Origin of the sequence: Pseudoalteromonas sp. CnMc7-15 (genome assembly GCF_022347925.1) — a bacterium.
In the GTDB taxonomy this organism is placed as follows: domain Bacteria; phylum Pseudomonadota; class Gammaproteobacteria; order Enterobacterales; family Alteromonadaceae; genus Pseudoalteromonas; species Pseudoalteromonas ruthenica.
This window is the reverse complement of the sequence record NZ_JAKRFT010000002.1, coordinates 141,229-158,539: the sequence shown is the minus strand read 5'-3', so window position 1 is coordinate 158,539 and position 17,311 is coordinate 141,229. Positions and strand designations below refer to the sequence as shown.

The window sequence follows — 17,311 nt, the reverse complement described above, 5'->3', positions numbered from 1 at the left end:
GTATTACTAGCCCCGAGCGAGCAGTCTCGGGTCAAAGCGAAAGGGCAGGGCCTCAATATTGGGCTCTGCTTTAACAAAAGCAGGGTGGCTTGGGTTAAGTAAATAATTATACTCTCGAGGGACTATGGTCGAGGGCACGCTCAATGCCAAGCTGGCTTGCGTTTGCAACCACTGATCGCCAATCAAAGCCGTTTCTTCCGGGGCCGGACTTTCTTGCCAGTTTTCAGGCCAATCTTGCTCGTCAAGGGTGAGCACATCACGGCGTGCAAAGTTAATTTTAAATAGTCTGTAGTCGCTGAGAATGGCACTGTGATTAAGGTGTACCAGAATCTCTAGAATCGCCAGTGACTCGCTGGCGGCGAGGTAAACACAGCGTTGTCCGGGACTATTCCAGCGCCCGCCAAATAACCGCGCCCCTTCGCCATCAAAGGCCTTGTCCGCCCACTTTTTCTTAACAATACGGTAGCCACTTATCACGCAAATACACCGTGTTCCATGCGCCCAATAAGGTTAATCACCGCTTCTGACTCGGCCATGGTTGCCAGCATATCCAACGGCCGTTTTTGCCCTAGGCCACGATTCGCTGTAGTTAACCACGTGCGGGTGGCATCACCATCGCCTTCGAACAGATCGAGCGCCGCTTTATACACTTCGGCAAAGCGATACAAGCGGTCGCTTTCTTGCTTATTAAAAAGCCCCGACTTGGCTCTGCGCCTTAGGGTTGCGGGGGCAATAACGGCTGATTGGGCAATGGTGCTTTTATCCACCCCCGATAGTTTGGCTAAGCGGTCATAGATATCAAATGACAATCCTTGTTCTAACGCTTGATATAAACGCTCGCCACGCGCTGGCATGCCAAGCTGCTGCCAAAATCCATCCGGGTGCTTTTGTGGCTTAAAGGATGCAATTGCACTCATGATTTTCTCCACCAAATGATTACTACAAAGTATATCACTTGATATTAAAAGTGATAGTGTTAATTAAGCTATTGGCCTCTATCGAGCAGGATCAGGGCACTCTGCAGTGCGTGCTCAGCGGCTGCTTGTGGCTGTCCGAGCGTCGCTTTTACAATCGCCCCCTCCATCAGCATAGCAATGGCTGGTGCGAGAGGTTGTTCGGCTGCGCTCAACATCGCAGCAATCGCCGTTTCAACTTCCTTTTTGTGTGCTCGGCAAGCACTGAGAATATCGCTATGGCTGGCGTCAAACTCGCCGTGGGTGTTGATGAAAAAACACCCACGAAACGGGCCTAGGGCCTGTTCTTGCCCCAAAAACCAACACCCCAAAGCGGTAAATAGCGCACTCACTCCCTGCTGCCCTTGTTTGTCTTGCACCTGATGACGTAACCAAGCCATAAAGCTGCGATGACGCTGCGCTAAGGTCGCTAAAATGAGCGCCTCTTTACTGGCAAAGTGATGGTACAAGGTTTTCTTTGCCACCCCGGACTCGCTGAGTATGTGATTGATCCCCACGGCATGAATACCGTGGTGGTAAAACAGCCTCAGTGCGGTGTCGATTAAATGTTGTTTTTTATCTTGCATAAGTCACCTCAGAAACAGCTTGACATAAGTAGACCGACTTGTCTATTTTGTTAAAGGAGACAGATTGGTCTACTTTAACAAGAAGGAAGTAATGATGAATAATCCGATAGCCCAGGTTCTTGCTGGCATTGGTGCTGCGCTGGCCATTGGCTTGCTCGCCTATTTAGATAGTATGGGAGGTGAGTGGATGTGGTTGATGGCCCCTTTTGGAGCCACCACAGTGCTGGTTTTTGGTGTCCCTGCAAGTGCGCTGGCACAACCGAAAAATGTTATTTTTGGGCACCTGATCACTGCGGCGATAGGTATAGCGTTTAGCCAGTATGTGGGTGTGTCACCTATCACTTTAGCCTTAGCGACGGGGTTTGCGGTGAGTGCGATGCTTTTCACAAAGACCACTCACCCGCCGGCGGGGGCCAACCCGGTGTTAATTATGCTCACGCCACAGGGGTGGGAATACTTAATTTCGCCAGTGCTCATTGGCGTTGTGATCATCGTACTATTAGCGCAATTACAGGGCTGGGCGGTCAAAATGTACAGTTATCGCCGGGCGATGAAGAGGGCGTAACCCCTCTTGCTGTTATTGTTATTTACCTCGGCTCAGGTACTTCTCGTTAACCACCAGTGCGGCCATGATGATAGCGCCGCCAATACTTAAACGCAGCACATCGGCATCGCGGTTCCAAATGAGCACGTTAACGAGGATCCCCGCAGGAATAAGGAGGTTATTCATCACCGCCAAGGTGCCAACATTGACCTGGGTTGCGCCTTTATTCCACGCGAAATAGCCCAGCCCGGAAGCAATAAGCCCTAAATAAATCAATACGCCCCATTGTGTGGGTGTACTTGGGAGATTAGCGGTATTGGCAAAAAGAGCGAAACAGCTTAACGCGACCACCAATGCACCCATAAAAAAGCAAGCGAATACATGATGTTGAGAAAGGTGCTGATGCTTGAGCATCAGTCGTTTATATAACACTTGGCCGCTGGCAAAGCATAGGTTTGCAGCTTGGACGATAGCAAAGCCAATCATAAAGCCTTGGTTGATACCGTCGTAACGAATGGCTACCGCGCCAATAATGGCCAATAACGCAGCGCAGAAAAAGCCAAGATTAAAGTGGCGATTTAGTGCGTCATTGAGCAGGGTAACATACAGGGGAGTCATCACCGTAAATAGCAGCACCTCGGGGACGCTGAGGTATAAAAAAGAGTGATAGTAAAAGCCATACATCAGCCCCAGTTGAACGCCACCAATGGCCATCAGGCGCCAGGTTAACGACAGGCTTAACTGGCTAATCTTCAAAAACGGTAGTAGCACTAGGGTCGCCAGCGCGATACGGGTTAACACCGAGAACCAGGGGTCTACTTGCCCGGCTAAATAGACGCCAATGAGGCTAAATGAAAATGCCCAAAGTAGGGTGGTTGCGAGCAAATAACTCATACACATCAATACAACTTAGAAACGAATTCCCCCATTATGACGCCTGCATAGGTATGAGCCAACTATCAATACCTTCGCCGCTATTGAGTTGTGCGTGTAAGCGCCTACCGCAATAAATAGAAATGATTTTTATTTGTGATAACCTCTAGCGCTCAAGAAAAGGTCGCTATATTTGCCTTTTCGTCATTATTAGCAAAGCTTTTAGCTGAGCGTTACGTAAAGCCAGTAAAAGTGTGAGTAAAAGGAATGAAGATGATCAGAGCATGGTGCATCTGTTTGCTACTAATAAGCGGCTGCCTATCTGCGCAAACGGCAGTGAACGTGGTTGTTAAAGAGGTCAATACGCAATCTATCGAGCGTACCCTGGCGTTGACAGGGACCTTGCGTGCGGCGCGTCATGCGCAACTGTCGAGCCTAAGTGACGGGGTGGTTACGCAAATCCATGCCCAGGCTGGTGATGAGATTGCAAAAGGCGCACGTCTGTTATCTTTGGATGCGGCATTGGTGCAGGCGCAGTTACAGGCATTAACGGGCGCCAAGCAACGCGCTCGTATTGCTGTTGATGACGCCCAGCGCCGCTTTAACGAGGCCCAATCGTTATCGCAACAAGCTTTGATGGCGGCTACGGAGCTGGCCGATAGGCAAGCCGCATTGCAAAGCGCCAAGGCTTCGTTGACAGAAGCACAGGCCAACGAACGCTACCACAAAGAATTGCTGGCGCGTCAGCAACTGCACGCCCCCTTTTCCGGTGTGGTAGCTGAGCGTTTTGTTGATGTTGGGGAGTGGGTGACCCGTGGTCAAGCGGTGTTTGAGCTCGTTAGTAGCGAACAACTATGGCTGGATTTGCATATGCCTCAGGAGCATTTTGGCGCTATCGATCTTGCTAAGCAAGTTCGCTTTGAAGTGCCAGGGAAAGCGTCAAGGGGGTTTACAGCTAAGGTTATTGCCAAAGTACCAGTGATAGACAGCGCCAGTCGCAGCTTTTTATTGCGCTTAGCCGTACCACCCCAAGCAGGGCTGCAAGTGGGGTTATCGGCAAGCGCAGAGATTGTGCTAAACAAAACCGATGAGCAAAGTGTTGTCGTGCCTACTGATGCCTTACTGCGCCATCCAGATGGCGGCTACAGTGTGTTTGTTATCAGCGCCGATAAAGCACAGCGGCGTTTTGTGCGCATTGGCGAGCGGATTAACGGCCATATTGAAGTGCTTAGTGGCCTTGAACCAGGCATGAAAGTAGTTACCCAAGGCAATGAATTATTACGCCAAGGGCAAGCGGTTACGGTTGTTCAAGCGAGGGAGCAATAATGTTAGCGGCGTCAGTAAAGCATGCGACTTTGGTCGCCGTTGCCGTGCTCATCTGCGTGATTTTGGGCGTGGTCGCGGCTTTTAAAATACCCGTGCAGATGATCCCTGATCTTGAAGTGCGCACCATTACTGTGGTTACCAACTGGCCTGGAGCAACGCCACAAGATGTAGAAAAAGAAATTCTTATTGAGCAAGAACGCTATTTACGATCATTGGCAAACTTAAAAAGAATGTCCAGCTATGCCAATACCGGTGAGGCAGAAATTGAACTAGAATTCCCCTTTGGTGTGGACGTCAACGAGGCGCTGATCAACGTCAGTAACGCGCTATCTCAGGTGCCTAATTATCCAGAGAACGTTGACCAACCGGTGCTGTACAGTAGTTCGTTTTCAGCTAATGCGTTTATGTTTTTTACCCTCAAACCACAGCCTGGCAACCCGCTCAATATAGATGTTGATATGTTGCGTGATTATGCCGAAGACTTTGTGCGCCCAGAAATGGAGCGAGTCAGTGGTGTTTCCCAGGTAAATGTGCGTGGTGGGGCCTTGTATCAAGTACAAATACTCATCGACCAACAGCAGCTTGCGAGTCGTAACATCAGCCTGGTGGCGGTGCGTGATGCTATTCGCAGCCGCAATCGCGACGCCTCGGCGGGCGATATCGACGGTGGTAAGCGACGTTATTTGCTACGCATGGTTGGACGCTTTGAATCGGCCCAGGCGTTAGCGGAGCTGGTGATAGCTCAACGTGATAACACCACGATTCGTCTTAAAGATGTGGCCACTATTAAGCTCGACCATTATGAGCTACGTGATATTGATTACAACGATGGCGAGCGCGCCCTGATGCTTTCGGTACGTCGTGAAAGTGGCTCCAATGTCATGGCCATTAAAGAGCAAATGATGCAGGTCGTTGAGCGCATCAACCAAGATATGTTGGCCAACAATGGTTTGCAATTAACCTTGCTCAGTGATGATGTGCGCTATGTTAAAGGCTCAGTAGAAAATGTATGGACGAACTTGGCGCTCGGAGCATTGCTGGCAACATTGGTGATGTTTTGGTTCTTGAAAAGCCCACGCTCGACGTTAATTGGTGTGCTAGGCATCCCGATATGTACCATCGCCGCATTCTTAGGATTGCTGTTATTTGAGCGCACCATCAACGTTATTTCTCTTGCCGGGGTGGCATTTGCCATAGGTATGACCGTGGATAATACCATTGTTGTGCTGGAGAATATTGAACAAGCTCGTCGGCGTGGCCTCGATAAGATCAACGCGGCAATAGCCGGAGTGCAAGAAGTGTGGCCGGCGGTGGTGGCTTCAACCTTGACTACGGTGTTAGTGTTTGCGCCGATTCTATTTATCCGCCAAGAAGCAGGACAGTTGTATTCTGACGTGGCCATCGCAATTTCTGCAGCGATTATAGCGTCAATGCTTGTGGCGCTGATGGTTGTTCCCGCTGCATGTGCAAGGTTTACGCAGCACAATGCGCAACGCGGTGAGAACCTGGCCAAACCCATGACACTGCCACGGGCCATAGTGACTATGCTCGCGCGTCCTACTCAGCGCCGACTGTGTATCGTCATAGGCGTATTCGCGCTGCTTGGCGGAGCTTGGCTGCTAATGCCCAAAGCGGAGTATTTACCCGAAGGAGAAGAGCCCAAGGCTTTTTCCATGATGATTGCACCGCCGGGTTACAACCTCAGTCATATGCAGAAAATTAGCGATGAGCTGCTGCCCTACTTTAACCGCCATCTTAATGACGATGGTACTGCTTACAACGCCGGGGAAACGGCTATGCCGCCGCTAAAGTATTACTCCATGTCGGTGGGGGTAGGCAGTATTTGGTTTTTAAGTGAACCTAAAGACCCGCAACATATTGAGGCCATGATGGCGGCCATCACCGATAAATTCAAAAGCTACCCAGGAATGCGCGCTTTTTCCTCCCGGGGCTCAATCATATCCAGCAATGATGGTGGCACCCGCGCTGTGGCCATTGATATTAGCGGCCCCGAGCAAACGGCGTTGTATCGCGCAGCCGATGCCGTGTATCGCCTTGCCAGTGAGGTGTTTGACAACCCCCAAGTTGACTCCGAGCCGTCATCGTTGACCTTGGACCAACCGCTTATTGAAATCAAACCACGCTGGCAGCGCCTCGCTGAGGTGGGTGTAAGCGCTGAGGAACTCGGTTATACCGTGGCCGCACTGAGTGACGGTGCCTATGTTGATGAATTGATCCTTGATGACGATAAGGTCGATGTGTTTCTTTTCTCCGAGGCTGGCAATCGCCAAAGTTTGGCGCAATTAGCCCAATCACCGGTAGTGACACCACAAGGGATACTGCCATTGAATGCCTTGGCGGATTTAGAGGAAAAAGCGGACAGTGACAGTTTACGCCGTGTTGATGGTCGGCGCACGGTCACCGTGTATATTATACCGCCTCGCGATGTGGCTTTGGAAACAGCACAGCAACGAGTGCGCGAACAACTGTTAGTGCAGTTAAAGCAGCAAGGCGACTTATTACCGGGAGTGAATGTGAGTATCGGTGGCGCAGCCGATCAGCTCGACAAGACCCGAGCTGCACTAAGCAGTAACTTTATCGTCGCGCTGGCGCTGTGTTACTTGTTGTTGGTCGCTATTTTTAAACACTGGGGTTATCCACTGTTTATTATGGCCACCGTCCCTTTAGGTATGGCCGGTGGGCTGTTGGGCTTGGTGATGATCAACGGTCTCGGAGGGCTATTGGCGGGCTTTCATCAGCCTTTCGATATGATCACTATGCTGGGCTTTTTAATTCTCCTTGGCACGGTGGTGAATAACCCTATTCTCATTGTTGACCAAAGCCGACGCAACATAGAGTCTGGCGCCCAGTCCGTGCTTGAAGCGGTTACTAAGGCGCTGCAAACGCGCTTAAAACCTATTGTTATGTCGACCATGACGACTTTGTGTGGCTTAGCTCCGCTGGTGTTTATTCCCGGCGAGGGGTCGGAGTTGTATCGTGGTGTGGGGATGATCGTGCTGTGCGGGATTGCGGTATCAACATTGGTCAGCTTAACCGTGTTGCCAGCGCTGTTGGTAAGTCTGCTGAGACATAAGCAACGCTAAAGCAAAGCCCACCGCAGGGTGGGCTTTTTATGCCTTAATAGTGGCCTATTATTGCCCTAGGACCGAAAATAGTTTTTTCAGCTGCGGCATGTATTCTTCTACCAAAGCAATATTAGTGTCGCTGACATCCTCACTCGCTTGATTTGCACTGCCCATGGCACCGAGCAAAGAGTTGGTCTTGTTGCTACTACCAGAGAGGCTTTGTAGGCCGCCCATAACCTCATCAACACGGGCCTTATCTTCGGCAGATAAATCGCCTTTAACATTGGCTAAATACGCTGCAGTCACTTCGCTGCCGACACTGATCAGTTGCTCAGGGGTAAAGCCATAGCGGCTGATCACATCGGCAAACTGTTGGTAGCTGTCGGTATTTTTCAACATCGCAATGGCGCTATCACTCATTGACTTGTTGTTTTGCTCGCTACCTTGGGCGCCGAGTAGGGCGGCACCATCAAACTGCTGCCCTTGCTTATCTGCCCAATTGGTCACAGCGGGTGCTGCCTTAATAAAGTTTTCGACGTCTTTTTCCGTGAGCTCTAGCGCCAGAGCCTGAGCGCTGGTAAAGGCTGTGGTAGCGGCCAATGTAAGCGCCATCAATAAATTCTTCATTGTTCTCTCCATGCAGGTATTGTGTAGGTGGTGTCGTTATTGTCTAAATTCACTGAGTTGGGCCTTGGCGCGCTCAGTGATAAACTCAATGTCATCAATGATAGTTCAAAGTCGTTAAGGCAAGATGAATAGATGTTGCAGATATCTAATACGGTGACCATAGACGAATGGGAAGTGGAGCTGTCTGCCATCCGCTCGCAAGGAGCCGGTGGTCAGAACGTCAACAAGGTGGCAACGGCGATCCATTTGCGCTTTGATATTAACCGCTCGAAATTACCCGACTTTTATAAACAGCGGCTACTGGCCTATCGCGATAGCCGTATCACTAAAGATGGGGTAGTGGTGATCAAGGCACAAAGTCATCGCACTCAAGAGCTCAATCGGGAAGAAGCACTGAAACGTTTAAAAGAGCTTATTTTGGCTGCCACTAAGGTTGAGAAAAAGCGCCGCCCAACCAAACCTACACGCAGCGCTCAGCGTAAACGTGTCGACAAAAAAGTGCAGCGTGGGCGTACTAAGCAATTGCGCAAAATACCCAAACTTTAAAGGCGAGAAAATGCCTTAATTAGGGTAGCTAATTGGCATCGCACCAAGTAATGTGGTGAAAGTAATTGCAGCCACCTTACAATGAGCCACGGAGGCACAATGGATTTGCTCAGCACACTCAACCTAGCATACCCAATTATTCAGGCGCCTATGGCGGGAGTACAAGACGAAAAGCTCGCCATAGCCGTTGCTCATGGCGGTGGTTTAGGCTCCATTCCTTGTGCCATGCTCAGTGCAGAGCAAATCATGGCGCAAGTCAGTGAATTTCGCCAACACACTCAGCGTGCTCCTGTGAATCTTAACTTTTTCTGCCATTCTATGCCGAGTTTAAATCAGGCTGAGCAAAGCCGATGGCAGCAATTGTTAGCACCTTATTATCAGGCACTTGAATGTCACCCAAACGATGACCTAGGGGTGCTCAGGCAACCGTTTTCTGCGCAGCATGTTACTTTGCTGGAGCAGCTTCGCCCGGAAGTCGTAAGCTTTCATTTTGGCTTGCCTGAGGCAGAGCAGTTACAACGTGTAAAAGCAACCGGTGCTGTGGTGTTATCCTCAGCGAACACGTTAGCCGAGGCGCGCTGGCTCGCCCAGCATGGGTGTGATGTGATTATTGCTCAAGGTATTGAAGCAGGAGGCCATCGTGCGATGTTCTCATCAACGCTTGCTGAGCAGGGGACAACGGCGCAATTGTGTCAGCAAATCCTGGCTGCCAAAGACATTAACGTGCCAGTGATAGCTGCGGGCGGCATTACACAGGCTGAGCACGTGGCACATTATATGCGTTTGGGAGTCATTGCTGTACAGGTAGGCACCAGTTACCTGTTGTGTGATGAGGCCACTACCAGTGCTGTGCATCGTCAAGCGCTGCGCGCAGAGCACCGGCAAACGGCAATAACCAATTTATACTCTGGCCGCCCTGCGCGAGGGATCACCACCTCTTTTATGCAAGAGCAAGGCTTTATAAGCGACCAAGTCCCTGCTTTCCCCTACGCCAGTGCTAAGCTTGCACCGTTACGTGCTAAGGCGCAAACCTTGGGTAAAGATGATTTTACGCCGCTATGGAGCGGCACCGATCGCAGTGGCTGCCACGCCATAAGCGCAACCGAACTGACTCGGGATTTAGCCGCACAACTCAAATAGCCGCGTCAATGAGCGGCTAATTATCATTAGGTAATAATCTGCGCATCAGGGATGGTGCGCTTGATGTAGGTTTTTAAGTCGTCCACGTAGTGGCTATCAAATACAAGGCTGACTTGGCCCCCGCCGTTGTAAGGCAATTGGAATAGGCCTTTGTCATCACACGTGTCGATAACGACTTTACGGATCTCATGCACCGGAAACAAGGCTTCGCCAACACTGAGTAGCTCTTCTTCGACCTTGATGTGCTCGAAAGGATTAACGAGCTGTTCGCCCATACCATAACGATAGCGATGCCACAGCAGGGGAACATTAATTAAACCCGCAGCTCCCCATAGGCGGTAATCATCGCGAACAAAGCCAGCGACCAATAGGGTGATGGCTAACAAGGCGAGCACCCACATCCACCATCCTGTTTTTCCTAATTTGCTAAATGCGCTATGCATGGCCCATCCTTCTGCTTATTAGAGATATTCATGGTAACGGGATTGGCGAGTAAGGAAAAGCCCTGTGCTGCTACGAAGAATAAGCCGATGTATCACTTAATTTGCGAGAGCGGCAGCAACCGCAAACCAAGACCCACTGATAGATATCCCAGAAAGATACATGGCCCGGGTCAGCTTCGCCTGTTTGTGCAGCACAGGGGGAAGTTCACTGTTCAAGGGAACAACATCAATGTTATGTTATAACAACTTGGTTTTCAACCCCAATTCGGGTAAAGCCTCAGAATTGTTAGGTAAAGGTATGATGGCGCGTGGCCGCAAAGCGATTCAAAATATGGTGGATAACATACACCAGACATAAACTGGCGGTGATCGCCACACACACAGAGCTGAAGCGGTACAATGCGCTATATACTAAGTCTTGGTTTGGCGCGAGTGATTGTCCGAATAAAATGCCAAAGGTGGTGATAACGCCAAATCCAACCCCCGGCATACCGCCTCCTAATACATGGTAGCGACTAAAGACAAAGGTGAGGATCCACAACACCAATATTGGAAACACCAGAATCTGGCTGTAGGTAAACAAGAGTAATTGCGCTGCCAACGCCAAGTTGCAACCGATTAACGTGCCGATAGCGCGTTGCCAACCCGCCATTGATGCCGCTTTCCAACACAGTGGAAACAGAATCAAAATAGAGGCGGCTTGGGCCGATACCGAATCTTGTAAATCCAGTATCTGAAAGACCATAAAAGAGAGGGTGGCGACGGTGGCACATAACAGCACCTCATGGCGGACACTGGCTGCATCTTTAGCGGCGCGCGAGATGGGCGTGCGCGCGCTCACATCAGGAAATAACCAATGCATAATATAGGCGCTGACTAGGCTCACAGTTACTGCCAAAAAGTTACTAAAGATCAATGGGTATAAGCCCAAGCCGGTGGCGCTGTAACTGGCGAAATGTAGTTGAATGGATAGCCCAACCACACTCATGGCGCCGAATAGGAAGTGGGCACCGCGACTCATTTGATAAAATAACAATGCAAACATGGCAAAAGCCAGTATCGACATCAAGATCGGATGAAAACCAAATAAACCTTGCAGCACCAATACCGCAAAGCCACAAAATAATGCACTGGCGATAAACTGGCGGACAATATGCGCATTTATGATTGGTACTAAACCCAGCAACAGCATAGGGTAGACCGTAAAGAAAATACCATTGGGCCAATTAAACAGCTTACTCAAGCTAAACCCGAGCGTTGCGCCGGTGGCGATGCGGAGCATTTGGCGAATGTCGTTGGCGGTTAGGCTCATGGCGCAGCTCCTTGGTTAATAGATATAGTGCATTAGGCTCACGGCCTGAATTTGTGCGTTGGCTAGCAGTTGCTCCACTGGGTCATCGGGCACGATTTGCACTGTGGCTCTCGCGCCACTGGCAAGATGCGATGAGGTAAGCTCATCATCGAGTTGCAAATGCACGCGTTGACGTTGGGCATCACGGACCCAGCGGTTAGAGGTTTCGACCTCAGCCAGGATCCCATTGGCGCTGAGCTGCCCGGCGCTTGAGCCTGCGGCAAGCTCGCTGACATGGGCTGCAAACACTTGCCCGGGTAGAGCATCGAAGCTGACTAAGGCGCGGTTGCCGACACGCACGTGATACAGCGATTTTTCACGAAAATCAGCGGCCAAGTCTAGTTGCTCGGTCACCAGCCCCGTCATCGCCATTCCTGCTTTGGCATAGGTACCTGTGGTCACTTGTAGATTGCTAATAATGCCATCATGAGGCGCCACCACTTCGGTATAACTGAGATTCAGCTGTGCCTGCTGCAGCTGATTACGGGCCTGTTGCCAAGCGATATTGTCCTCACCGTGCGCGCCGCGCTTTATTATCAGTGCTTGCAGCTTGGCTTTTACGGCACTGACCTGTGCCTGGGCACTGGCCAGAGCAGCACTGATCTCATCACTGCGCTGCTGCGAAATAGCCTGTTTACCAAGTAGGGTACGGCTGCGTTGATGTAGGCTTTGCTGCTCATGTAACTTGGCTTGAGCCGCCGATAAGTCGGCGCGCAAAGCCTTGATGTCAGCATCGAGTTGTTGGTTTTGCTGTTGCACTTGTGCCAAGGCCAGTTCAGCTCGTTTTACGGCAAGTTGGTATGGGCGAGGGTCGATACGCATGAGTACCTCGCCTTGGCGCACATGTTGATTATTGCGAACCGCCACAGCAACAATTTTGCCATTGACCTGCGGGGTGATTTGCGTCACTGGGTGGTAAACGCGCGCCTGTGGTGTCATTGGCATGTATAAATCAGCAACAATAAAATAGCCAAAGCACAGGATAAACAGCATGATGGCGATTTTAACGTAGCGTGCGAACTGCTGATCGGGAGTCGGTTGCTGGCTCACTCTTGGTCCTCCATAAATTGATTGGCATTGTCTTCTAAGGCCACCAGGCCAAGTGCCATCATATTAAGCTGCTCATCGCTCAACCCTCGATATAAGTGAGTCTTGACCTCGCTGATCCGCGCTTTGAGCGCCGATAATTGCTGCTCACCTTGCGCTGTGAAATATAGGCGCCGACAGCGCTTATCGTGCTCATCGACACGGCGCTCAATCACCTGTGCGTGCTCCAGTTGTTTCAGGGTGCGGGTGAGGCTTGGCATTTCTATATCTAAGCTTGTGGCCAGTTGGTGCTGTGTACAGCCTTCGCCAAGATGGTACATATGCATCATTGCCGTCCAACCCGGTTGTGTGAACCCTAGTGGCTCAACGGCGACTGACACCGCTTGACGGCAGATACGGTGAACGCGGCCAAGCTTGCCACATAAGCTTAAGTCGAGGGTTTCATGAAAAGGAATATCAGCCATGGTGCAGCGCTCTCATTTAGTTAGCAGGCTAAGTATATTACAATAGTTAGCACGCTAAGTAAATATTCGTGGTTATTCGCCAAGGCTATGTCGGCGGACTCAAACTGGGTGTGAGCCCTTAGAAGGATGATGTAGTTAGCAATAAAAAGGCAATTTGTTGACTGTTAAGCAGCGTGCATTTATGGGAGTTTGATGGAGGTTGCGCTGCTATCACCAATGTCGCGATAGTGTGAGTAAGAGGAGATTATCAAAGCGCTCCGAGTGCCCCCTGTTGGGCTTATATTTCAATTTAAAAAAGGGGCCACAGCTTTACTGTAAACCCCTTTGACACTTTATTGATGTGCCAGTTACAGCGGCAATACCTCGAACACGGCCACATAACTGCCACGGCGAGTTTGCGCCGGAGCTTTGGCTTGCTGGTCTTCATACTCGGCTTCAAACCAGTACATTCCTGGCTGCGTAAATTGCAGCTCAATTTGACCATTATCATCGGCGGTTAACTGTGTGGCGATGTTGCTATCACGATACCGCTCGCCTTGACGAACCAAGGTTACCTTTGCCCCAACTGCAGGCTGGCCGTCGATCAGTAGCTGCATAGGCGCACTTTCATCAACGTATAAATCGTTCGGGTGGGTTAGGGCATTAAGCTCGAGCCCTTGGCCGCTAGGGGTAATTGCCGTGTCATTAGGAGCCCCAAGGGTGACGAAGGTCTCCATGCGACGAGCAACATCGCTCACTTGCAACTCTTTGGCATCGCTGGGTACTTGCTGTTTGAACTGCGCTAAAGTGCCGGTCTTTCCACGGCCTGGCCAATAATGGCGCTCGCCCTCTGCATCTACCCAGCGGGCGACAATGGAGCGGCTGGCGTTAAATACGCGGTAGGTTCCTTGCTGCTGTAGGTGCAGATCAAACACACTGCGATAGCGAAGCTTGGCGCTATTTTCTAACGCCACAGATTGGCCATCGGGGCCAATTGCAGTCAGTCGCTCAAGCGGATAGGCATAGTGGTCGGGATTAAAAATGCCGTTGGCGATTGCGGCGTCAAAGGTGATCCATTCATCATCACCTGAAACCACTGTGGTACTTGGTTTAAGCCACACTCGGTGGGCGTGTGCTGATTGGCTAATAACGGCTGTGGTTGCAAGGGCGGTGCATAGCGCCGCGCTGATAATTGTTGCTAGCTTCACGTGTTAGGCTCCATAGTTAGTGTAATTGTGCCGAGCTCATGCTGGCCTTGCTCGGTATGGTGTTGTGATTGGGTTATCGGTAATGTCAGAGGAATGCGGATCAACTCGCGCCCGCCTAATTCCCTCGCCGCTTCTACATTGAGGGTGTACTCACCATCAGGGAGAGCGGCCAATTGCGCTGCGAAAGGGCTTAAATCAAGGGTGGCCACGCCAGGGCGACGCGTCGCGCCGGTGACGCCATCGACAGGGAGCGACAAGCTACGACCACTGCGACGCCACCATAAACGCAAATCTTTTAACCACTTCTCACCCTCACGGTCAGCGAGCTTGGTGTCATACCAGATGGCTAAATCAAGCACCGCTTTGCGCTTGCTATTGGCTAACCACACGGCCACATAAGGTGGGTGATATTCGGCCACGCTTAAGCGGGGAATTTCGACTTGCAACTGGTTCGCTGACGCCGCGTGGGCAGGTAGCACCAATACCAAAGCGGGTATACCTAATCCCGCCAGTACCAGTGGCCACGTTGATTTACGGCCTTTGGCATAACGTTTTAGTAATAACAGCCCGGTGATCGAAAAAACGATGCAGGCCACAGAGAAAAGATCAATAAACATACTCCACCACATACCGGTATTCCGGCCCTTATGTAAGTCATTTAGATAGGCTATCCAACCACGGTCGGTAGCTTCTTGATAAAATTCGCCGGTATCTAAGGTCACAGTAAACCAGCGGTCACCCCCGGCTTTGGGCATGGCCACATAAAGCTCAAAGTCACTCCACTCAAGCTGTTTATAACTGGCAATAGACTGTTCGGTTTGACCTTGATACCAACGCTGAAAACTCTTTGGTAGCTGCTCGTTGTTGGCGGCGGCTTTCAATTGATTGAGGATGGCATCGGGCACTTGCGCTTCAATCTGCTGCACTTGCGCGCGGGACTCAATGCTCGCGGCATGGTTTAGGGTGATCCCCGTGACAGCAAAAAGCAGCATGCCAATAAGGCACACTGCTGAACTGATCCAATGCCAAGCTTTGAGATCCCAAAGCTTACTACGTTTGGCCATTTAGAAACTCCAGGCTAGCGACGCCCAGTAGCGACGTCCGTCTTCGATGTAGCCATATTCATCTTCACGAATTTCCTTATCAAAGAGGTTGTACACCCCAAAACCTAAGCGTACAGAATCCATGACTTGGTAGTTCGCGCCTAAATCAGCGGTGGTGTAAGACGGCGCAATGAGGCTCGACTGTGAAGGGCCGGTTGTCGGTTGGCTTTCCTCACCGCGATAATGCACGCGCAGCCAAGTGCCTAAGGCATCACTGGCTTGCCAGTTGAGTGACGCTTGTGCCAGGTGCTCCGGTAATTGATTCAACGGACTGCCGGCGTATTCACCGGTTTTTTGTTCCGAGTCGGTGTAGGTGTAGTTAAGCGCCATCTTGACCGTGCTGGCGAGCTGGTAGTCTAGTGAGACTTCTACCCCTTGAGTGGTCGCCTCATCAACATTGGTATAGGTTGTTGGCAGTGAGCCAAACTCATTGGGCCCGTCGGTGCACTTTGTTAACGGGCAAGCTACGCGAGAGATTTTATCGTCAAACTCGTTATAAAAAACCGTGGTCGATGCACTTAAGCCTTGCTCGGTATCGAGGTAAATCCCCATTTCATAGTTGAGCGAGGTTTCAGGGCTTAAATCGGGGTTACCATAGATGTTGCCGCCCCGGCTAACTTGGCCCCAAGCAGCGGTTGTTTGTCGTAGGTTCGGTGCTCTGAAACCACTGGAAATACCGCCTTTAACGGTCAGGGTGTCATTGGCGTTATACACCGCATACAACCTTGGGCTGGTATGGCCGCCGAATTGTTGGTCTTTGTCGTAGCGCAGCCCCGCAGTCAAGGCCAGCTTCTCGGTGGCTTGGAACTCATCTTCTGCAAATACCGAGTACATATCGTTATCAATTTGCGTGAGCTCACTAATACGGTTGCTGGTGTTATCTTCTAAATCTTCACGTTGGTAGGCCACGCCGGCACTCATTTTGTTGCGCTCATTAATAGGCAAGGTCCACAAACTTTGCACATCAATGTTTTCAACAATCATATCCCGTGACTTGTTGTCGTACTTATCGTATTGCGCATAGCTAAATGACTGGCCAAAATCCCAATAACCGGTGTGTGAGAGTGAAATGGTTTGATTATCGTACTCGGTCACGGTTGATTCTGGGCAGCCACGACGGCCGCAACTTTCCCCAGGAGCCAGTGGCTCTACGGTTTTGCCCAAGGTGGCATCCAGAGTTTGCGATGCACTGGCAATGTCGAGTAAAAAACTGTGGGCATCACTGGGTGTGAACGATAACTTAGCTTGATAATTCTCCGCTTCTTTACCGCGAAAGCCGCTGTAAATATCGTCTTCATCGCGGTTGCTGAATTGGCCATACACTTGCAGCCCCAGCTTTTCAGGGATCAGTGCGCCGGCGGCAAAGAAGTTGGCTTGGTGAATATCACCCGATTCACTGCTTTGTTGCATGGTGGTATCCAAGCGCAGTTCACCGTACCACTGCTTGGGGGTTTTGCGAGTAATAATGTTGATCACCCCACCGATGGCATCGGAACCATACAGAGATGACATGGGCCCGCGCACCACTTCGATACGCTCTATGGCGGCCAGTGGCGGTGTCCAAGCGCCCTCAACCCCCGGGCCATCGCTATTCGGGCGAGTTTCCCGTGAGCTTTGGCGTTTGCCATCAACAAGAATCAGGGTGTATTGGCTGCCCATACCCCGTAGGCTGATGTCTTCACGGTCGCCGCCACCGGTAACAACCACCCCAGGGACGTCGGTCATCGCATCGGTTAAGTCGCGGTAAAAGCGTTGCGAGAGCTCCTCGCGATCGATTACGCTAATAGAGGCGGGGGCATTTTTAATAAGCTGCTCGTAACCCGAGGCGGTTACCACGATTTTTTCCATGTCGTTATCAGGTGCTTGGTTAGCATGAGTACTGGTGCTTAAAGTAGCGAGCGCAGCGGTGATAGCGAGGGATAACGGGGCGATACGACGTTGCACCGTGAACATTGGGGAACCTCCGTGGTATAATTAAGGTAAATGATATTAATTCTTATTTGATGGTATGCTGTTGCACCTCTGCGAGCAACG

Annotated in this window: 17 protein-coding genes; 5 read left to right on the top strand and 12 right to left on the bottom strand. The window is 50.8% G+C overall.

All coding sequences use genetic code 11. The features are described 5' to 3' along the window. Positions 1-6 precede the first annotated feature (6 nt). The 3 genes from MHM95_RS04475 to MHM95_RS04465 form a co-directional block, all read right to left on the bottom strand. Positions 7-477, bottom strand: coding sequence for an RES family NAD+ phosphorylase (locus tag MHM95_RS04475; protein ID WP_045980036.1), 471 nt, complete (start codon positions 475-477; stop codon positions 7-9). Further along, a complete protein-coding gene (locus MHM95_RS04470) occupies positions 474-917 on the bottom strand; it encodes an antitoxin Xre/MbcA/ParS toxin-binding domain-containing protein (RefSeq protein WP_138548203.1) in 444 nt (147 codons plus the stop codon). Before MHM95_RS04470 ends, MHM95_RS04475 begins: the two co-directional genes overlap by 4 nt. Positions 918-985: 68 nt before the next feature. Next, positions 986-1,540 carry a TetR/AcrR family transcriptional regulator gene (locus MHM95_RS04465; protein WP_239384442.1) on the bottom strand — a complete coding sequence of 185 codons (555 nt, stop codon included), beginning with the start codon at positions 1,538-1,540 and terminating at the stop codon, positions 986-988. A 94-nt stretch (positions 1,541-1,634) separates the two neighbouring features. Here MHM95_RS04465 and MHM95_RS04460 point away from each other — a divergent pair, with 94 nt between their 5' ends. After that, on the top strand, positions 1,635-2,105 hold the full coding sequence (locus tag MHM95_RS04460) for an HPP family protein (protein WP_151174257.1): 471 nt from the start codon (positions 1,635-1,637) through the stop codon (positions 2,103-2,105). 18 nt (positions 2,106-2,123) lie between these two features. Here MHM95_RS04460 and MHM95_RS04455 read toward each other — a convergent pair whose 3' ends face one another. Next, positions 2,124-2,978 (bottom strand): carboxylate/amino acid/amine transporter, encoded by an 855-nt coding sequence (locus tag MHM95_RS04455; RefSeq protein ID WP_053909469.1) that lies wholly within the window; start codon positions 2,976-2,978, stop codon positions 2,124-2,126. Between the two features lie 252 nt (positions 2,979-3,230). On the opposite strand from MHM95_RS04455, the gene MHM95_RS04450 reads away from it, so the two are divergent. Together MHM95_RS04450 and MHM95_RS04445 are read left to right on the top strand one after the other, a co-directional pair. Continuing rightward, entirely contained in the window at positions 3,231-4,283 is a 1,053-nt protein-coding gene (locus MHM95_RS04450; RefSeq protein WP_239384440.1) for an efflux RND transporter periplasmic adaptor subunit, read from the top strand. After that, complete coding sequence (locus tag MHM95_RS04445) at positions 4,283-7,387, top strand: efflux RND transporter permease subunit (protein WP_239384438.1); 3,105 nt, start codon at positions 4,283-4,285, stop codon at positions 7,385-7,387. The genes MHM95_RS04450 and MHM95_RS04445 overlap by 1 nt, the downstream gene beginning before the upstream one ends. A gap of 48 nt (positions 7,388-7,435) precedes the next feature. On the opposite strand, the gene MHM95_RS04440 is transcribed toward MHM95_RS04445, so the two are convergent. Beyond that, positions 7,436-7,996: a short-chain dehydrogenase gene (locus tag MHM95_RS04440; protein WP_152441761.1), complete on the bottom strand. Its 561-nt coding sequence runs from the start codon at positions 7,994-7,996 to the stop codon at positions 7,436-7,438. 132 nt (positions 7,997-8,128) lie between these two features. Between MHM95_RS04440 and arfB the strand changes: the two genes are divergently transcribed. Together arfB and MHM95_RS04430 are read left to right on the top strand one after the other, a co-directional pair. Further along, positions 8,129-8,542 (top strand): alternative ribosome rescue aminoacyl-tRNA hydrolase ArfB, encoded by a 414-nt coding sequence (arfB, locus tag MHM95_RS04435; RefSeq protein ID WP_022943501.1) that lies wholly within the window; start codon positions 8,129-8,131, stop codon positions 8,540-8,542. A gap of 99 nt (positions 8,543-8,641) precedes the next feature. Continuing rightward, positions 8,642-9,682: a nitronate monooxygenase gene (locus MHM95_RS04430; RefSeq protein WP_239384436.1), complete on the top strand. Its 1,041-nt coding sequence runs from the start codon at positions 8,642-8,644 to the stop codon at positions 9,680-9,682. A 26-nt stretch (positions 9,683-9,708) separates the two neighbouring features. On the opposite strand, the gene MHM95_RS04425 is transcribed toward MHM95_RS04430, so the two are convergent. The 7 genes from MHM95_RS04425 to MHM95_RS04395 all read right to left on the bottom strand — a co-directional run bounded on the left by MHM95_RS04425 (position 9,709) and on the right by MHM95_RS04395 (position 17,230). Continuing rightward, the gene (locus tag MHM95_RS04425) at positions 9,709-10,125 is read right to left on the bottom strand and encodes a hypothetical protein (RefSeq protein ID WP_138508177.1); all 417 of its coding nucleotides are present in this window, start codon (positions 10,123-10,125) and stop codon (positions 9,709-9,711) included. Positions 10,126-10,411: 286 nt separating this feature from the next. After that, positions 10,412-11,437, bottom strand: a complete 1,026-nt coding sequence (locus MHM95_RS04420) for a DUF2955 domain-containing protein (RefSeq protein ID WP_022943497.1) — start codon at positions 11,435-11,437, stop codon at positions 10,412-10,414. Positions 11,438-11,452: 15 nt separating this feature from the next. Further along, complete coding sequence (locus tag MHM95_RS04415; RefSeq protein WP_239384920.1) at positions 11,453-12,469, bottom strand: HlyD family secretion protein; 1,017 nt, start codon at positions 12,467-12,469, stop codon at positions 11,453-11,455. A gap of 53 nt (positions 12,470-12,522) precedes the next feature. After that, the gene (locus MHM95_RS04410; protein ID WP_138508176.1) at positions 12,523-12,987 is read right to left on the bottom strand and encodes a MarR family transcriptional regulator; all 465 of its coding nucleotides are present in this window, start codon (positions 12,985-12,987) and stop codon (positions 12,523-12,525) included. Between the two features lie 347 nt (positions 12,988-13,334). Further along, positions 13,335-14,174 (bottom strand): DUF4198 domain-containing protein, encoded by an 840-nt coding sequence (locus tag MHM95_RS04405; RefSeq protein WP_239384434.1) that lies wholly within the window; start codon positions 14,172-14,174, stop codon positions 13,335-13,337. Continuing rightward, the gene (locus tag MHM95_RS04400) at positions 14,171-15,238 is read right to left on the bottom strand and encodes a PepSY-associated TM helix domain-containing protein (RefSeq protein ID WP_138548193.1); all 1,068 of its coding nucleotides are present in this window, start codon (positions 15,236-15,238) and stop codon (positions 14,171-14,173) included. The genes MHM95_RS04405 and MHM95_RS04400 overlap by 4 nt, the downstream gene beginning before the upstream one ends. Further along, a complete protein-coding gene (locus tag MHM95_RS04395) occupies positions 15,239-17,230 on the bottom strand; it encodes a ligand-gated channel protein (RefSeq protein ID WP_239384432.1) in 1,992 nt (663 codons plus the stop codon). It abuts the gene before it with no gap. Positions 17,231-17,311: the final 81 nt, after the last annotated feature.

Excerpts from the sequence above, each read along its gene's own strand:
- MHM95_RS04470 (WP_138548203.1), bottom strand. The coding sequence starts at position 917 with ATGAGTGCAATTGCATCCTTTAAGCCACAAAAGCACCCGGATGGATTT.
- MHM95_RS04465 (WP_239384442.1), bottom strand. The coding sequence starts at position 1,540 with ATGCAAGATAAAAAACAACATTTAATCGACACCGCACTGAGGCTGTTT.
- MHM95_RS04460 (WP_151174257.1), top strand. The coding sequence starts at position 1,635 with ATGAATAATCCGATAGCCCAGGTTCTTGCTGGCATTGGTGCTGCGCTG.
- MHM95_RS04455 (WP_053909469.1), bottom strand. The coding sequence starts at position 2,978 with ATGAGTTATTTGCTCGCAACCACCCTACTTTGGGCATTTTCATTTAGC.
- MHM95_RS04450 (WP_239384440.1), top strand. The coding sequence starts at position 3,231 with ATGATCAGAGCATGGTGCATCTGTTTGCTACTAATAAGCGGCTGCCTA.
- MHM95_RS04445 (WP_239384438.1), top strand. The coding sequence starts at position 4,283 with ATGTTAGCGGCGTCAGTAAAGCATGCGACTTTGGTCGCCGTTGCCGTG.
- MHM95_RS04440 (WP_152441761.1), bottom strand. The coding sequence starts at position 7,996 with ATGAAGAATTTATTGATGGCGCTTACATTGGCCGCTACCACAGCCTTT.
- arfB (WP_022943501.1), top strand. The coding sequence starts at position 8,129 with ATGTTGCAGATATCTAATACGGTGACCATAGACGAATGGGAAGTGGAG.
- MHM95_RS04430 (WP_239384436.1), top strand. The coding sequence starts at position 8,642 with ATGGATTTGCTCAGCACACTCAACCTAGCATACCCAATTATTCAGGCG.
- MHM95_RS04425 (WP_138508177.1), bottom strand. The coding sequence starts at position 10,125 with ATGCATAGCGCATTTAGCAAATTAGGAAAAACAGGATGGTGGATGTGG.
- MHM95_RS04420 (WP_022943497.1), bottom strand. The coding sequence starts at position 11,437 with ATGAGCCTAACCGCCAACGACATTCGCCAAATGCTCCGCATCGCCACC.
- MHM95_RS04415 (WP_239384920.1), bottom strand. The coding sequence starts at position 12,469 with ATGCTGTTTATCCTGTGCTTTGGCTATTTTATTGTTGCTGATTTATAC.
- MHM95_RS04410 (WP_138508176.1), bottom strand. The coding sequence starts at position 12,987 with ATGGCTGATATTCCTTTTCATGAAACCCTCGACTTAAGCTTATGTGGC.
- MHM95_RS04400 (WP_138548193.1), bottom strand. The coding sequence starts at position 15,238 with ATGGCCAAACGTAGTAAGCTTTGGGATCTCAAAGCTTGGCATTGGATC.
- MHM95_RS04395 (WP_239384432.1), bottom strand. The coding sequence starts at position 17,230 with ATGTTCACGGTGCAACGTCGTATCGCCCCGTTATCCCTCGCTATCACC.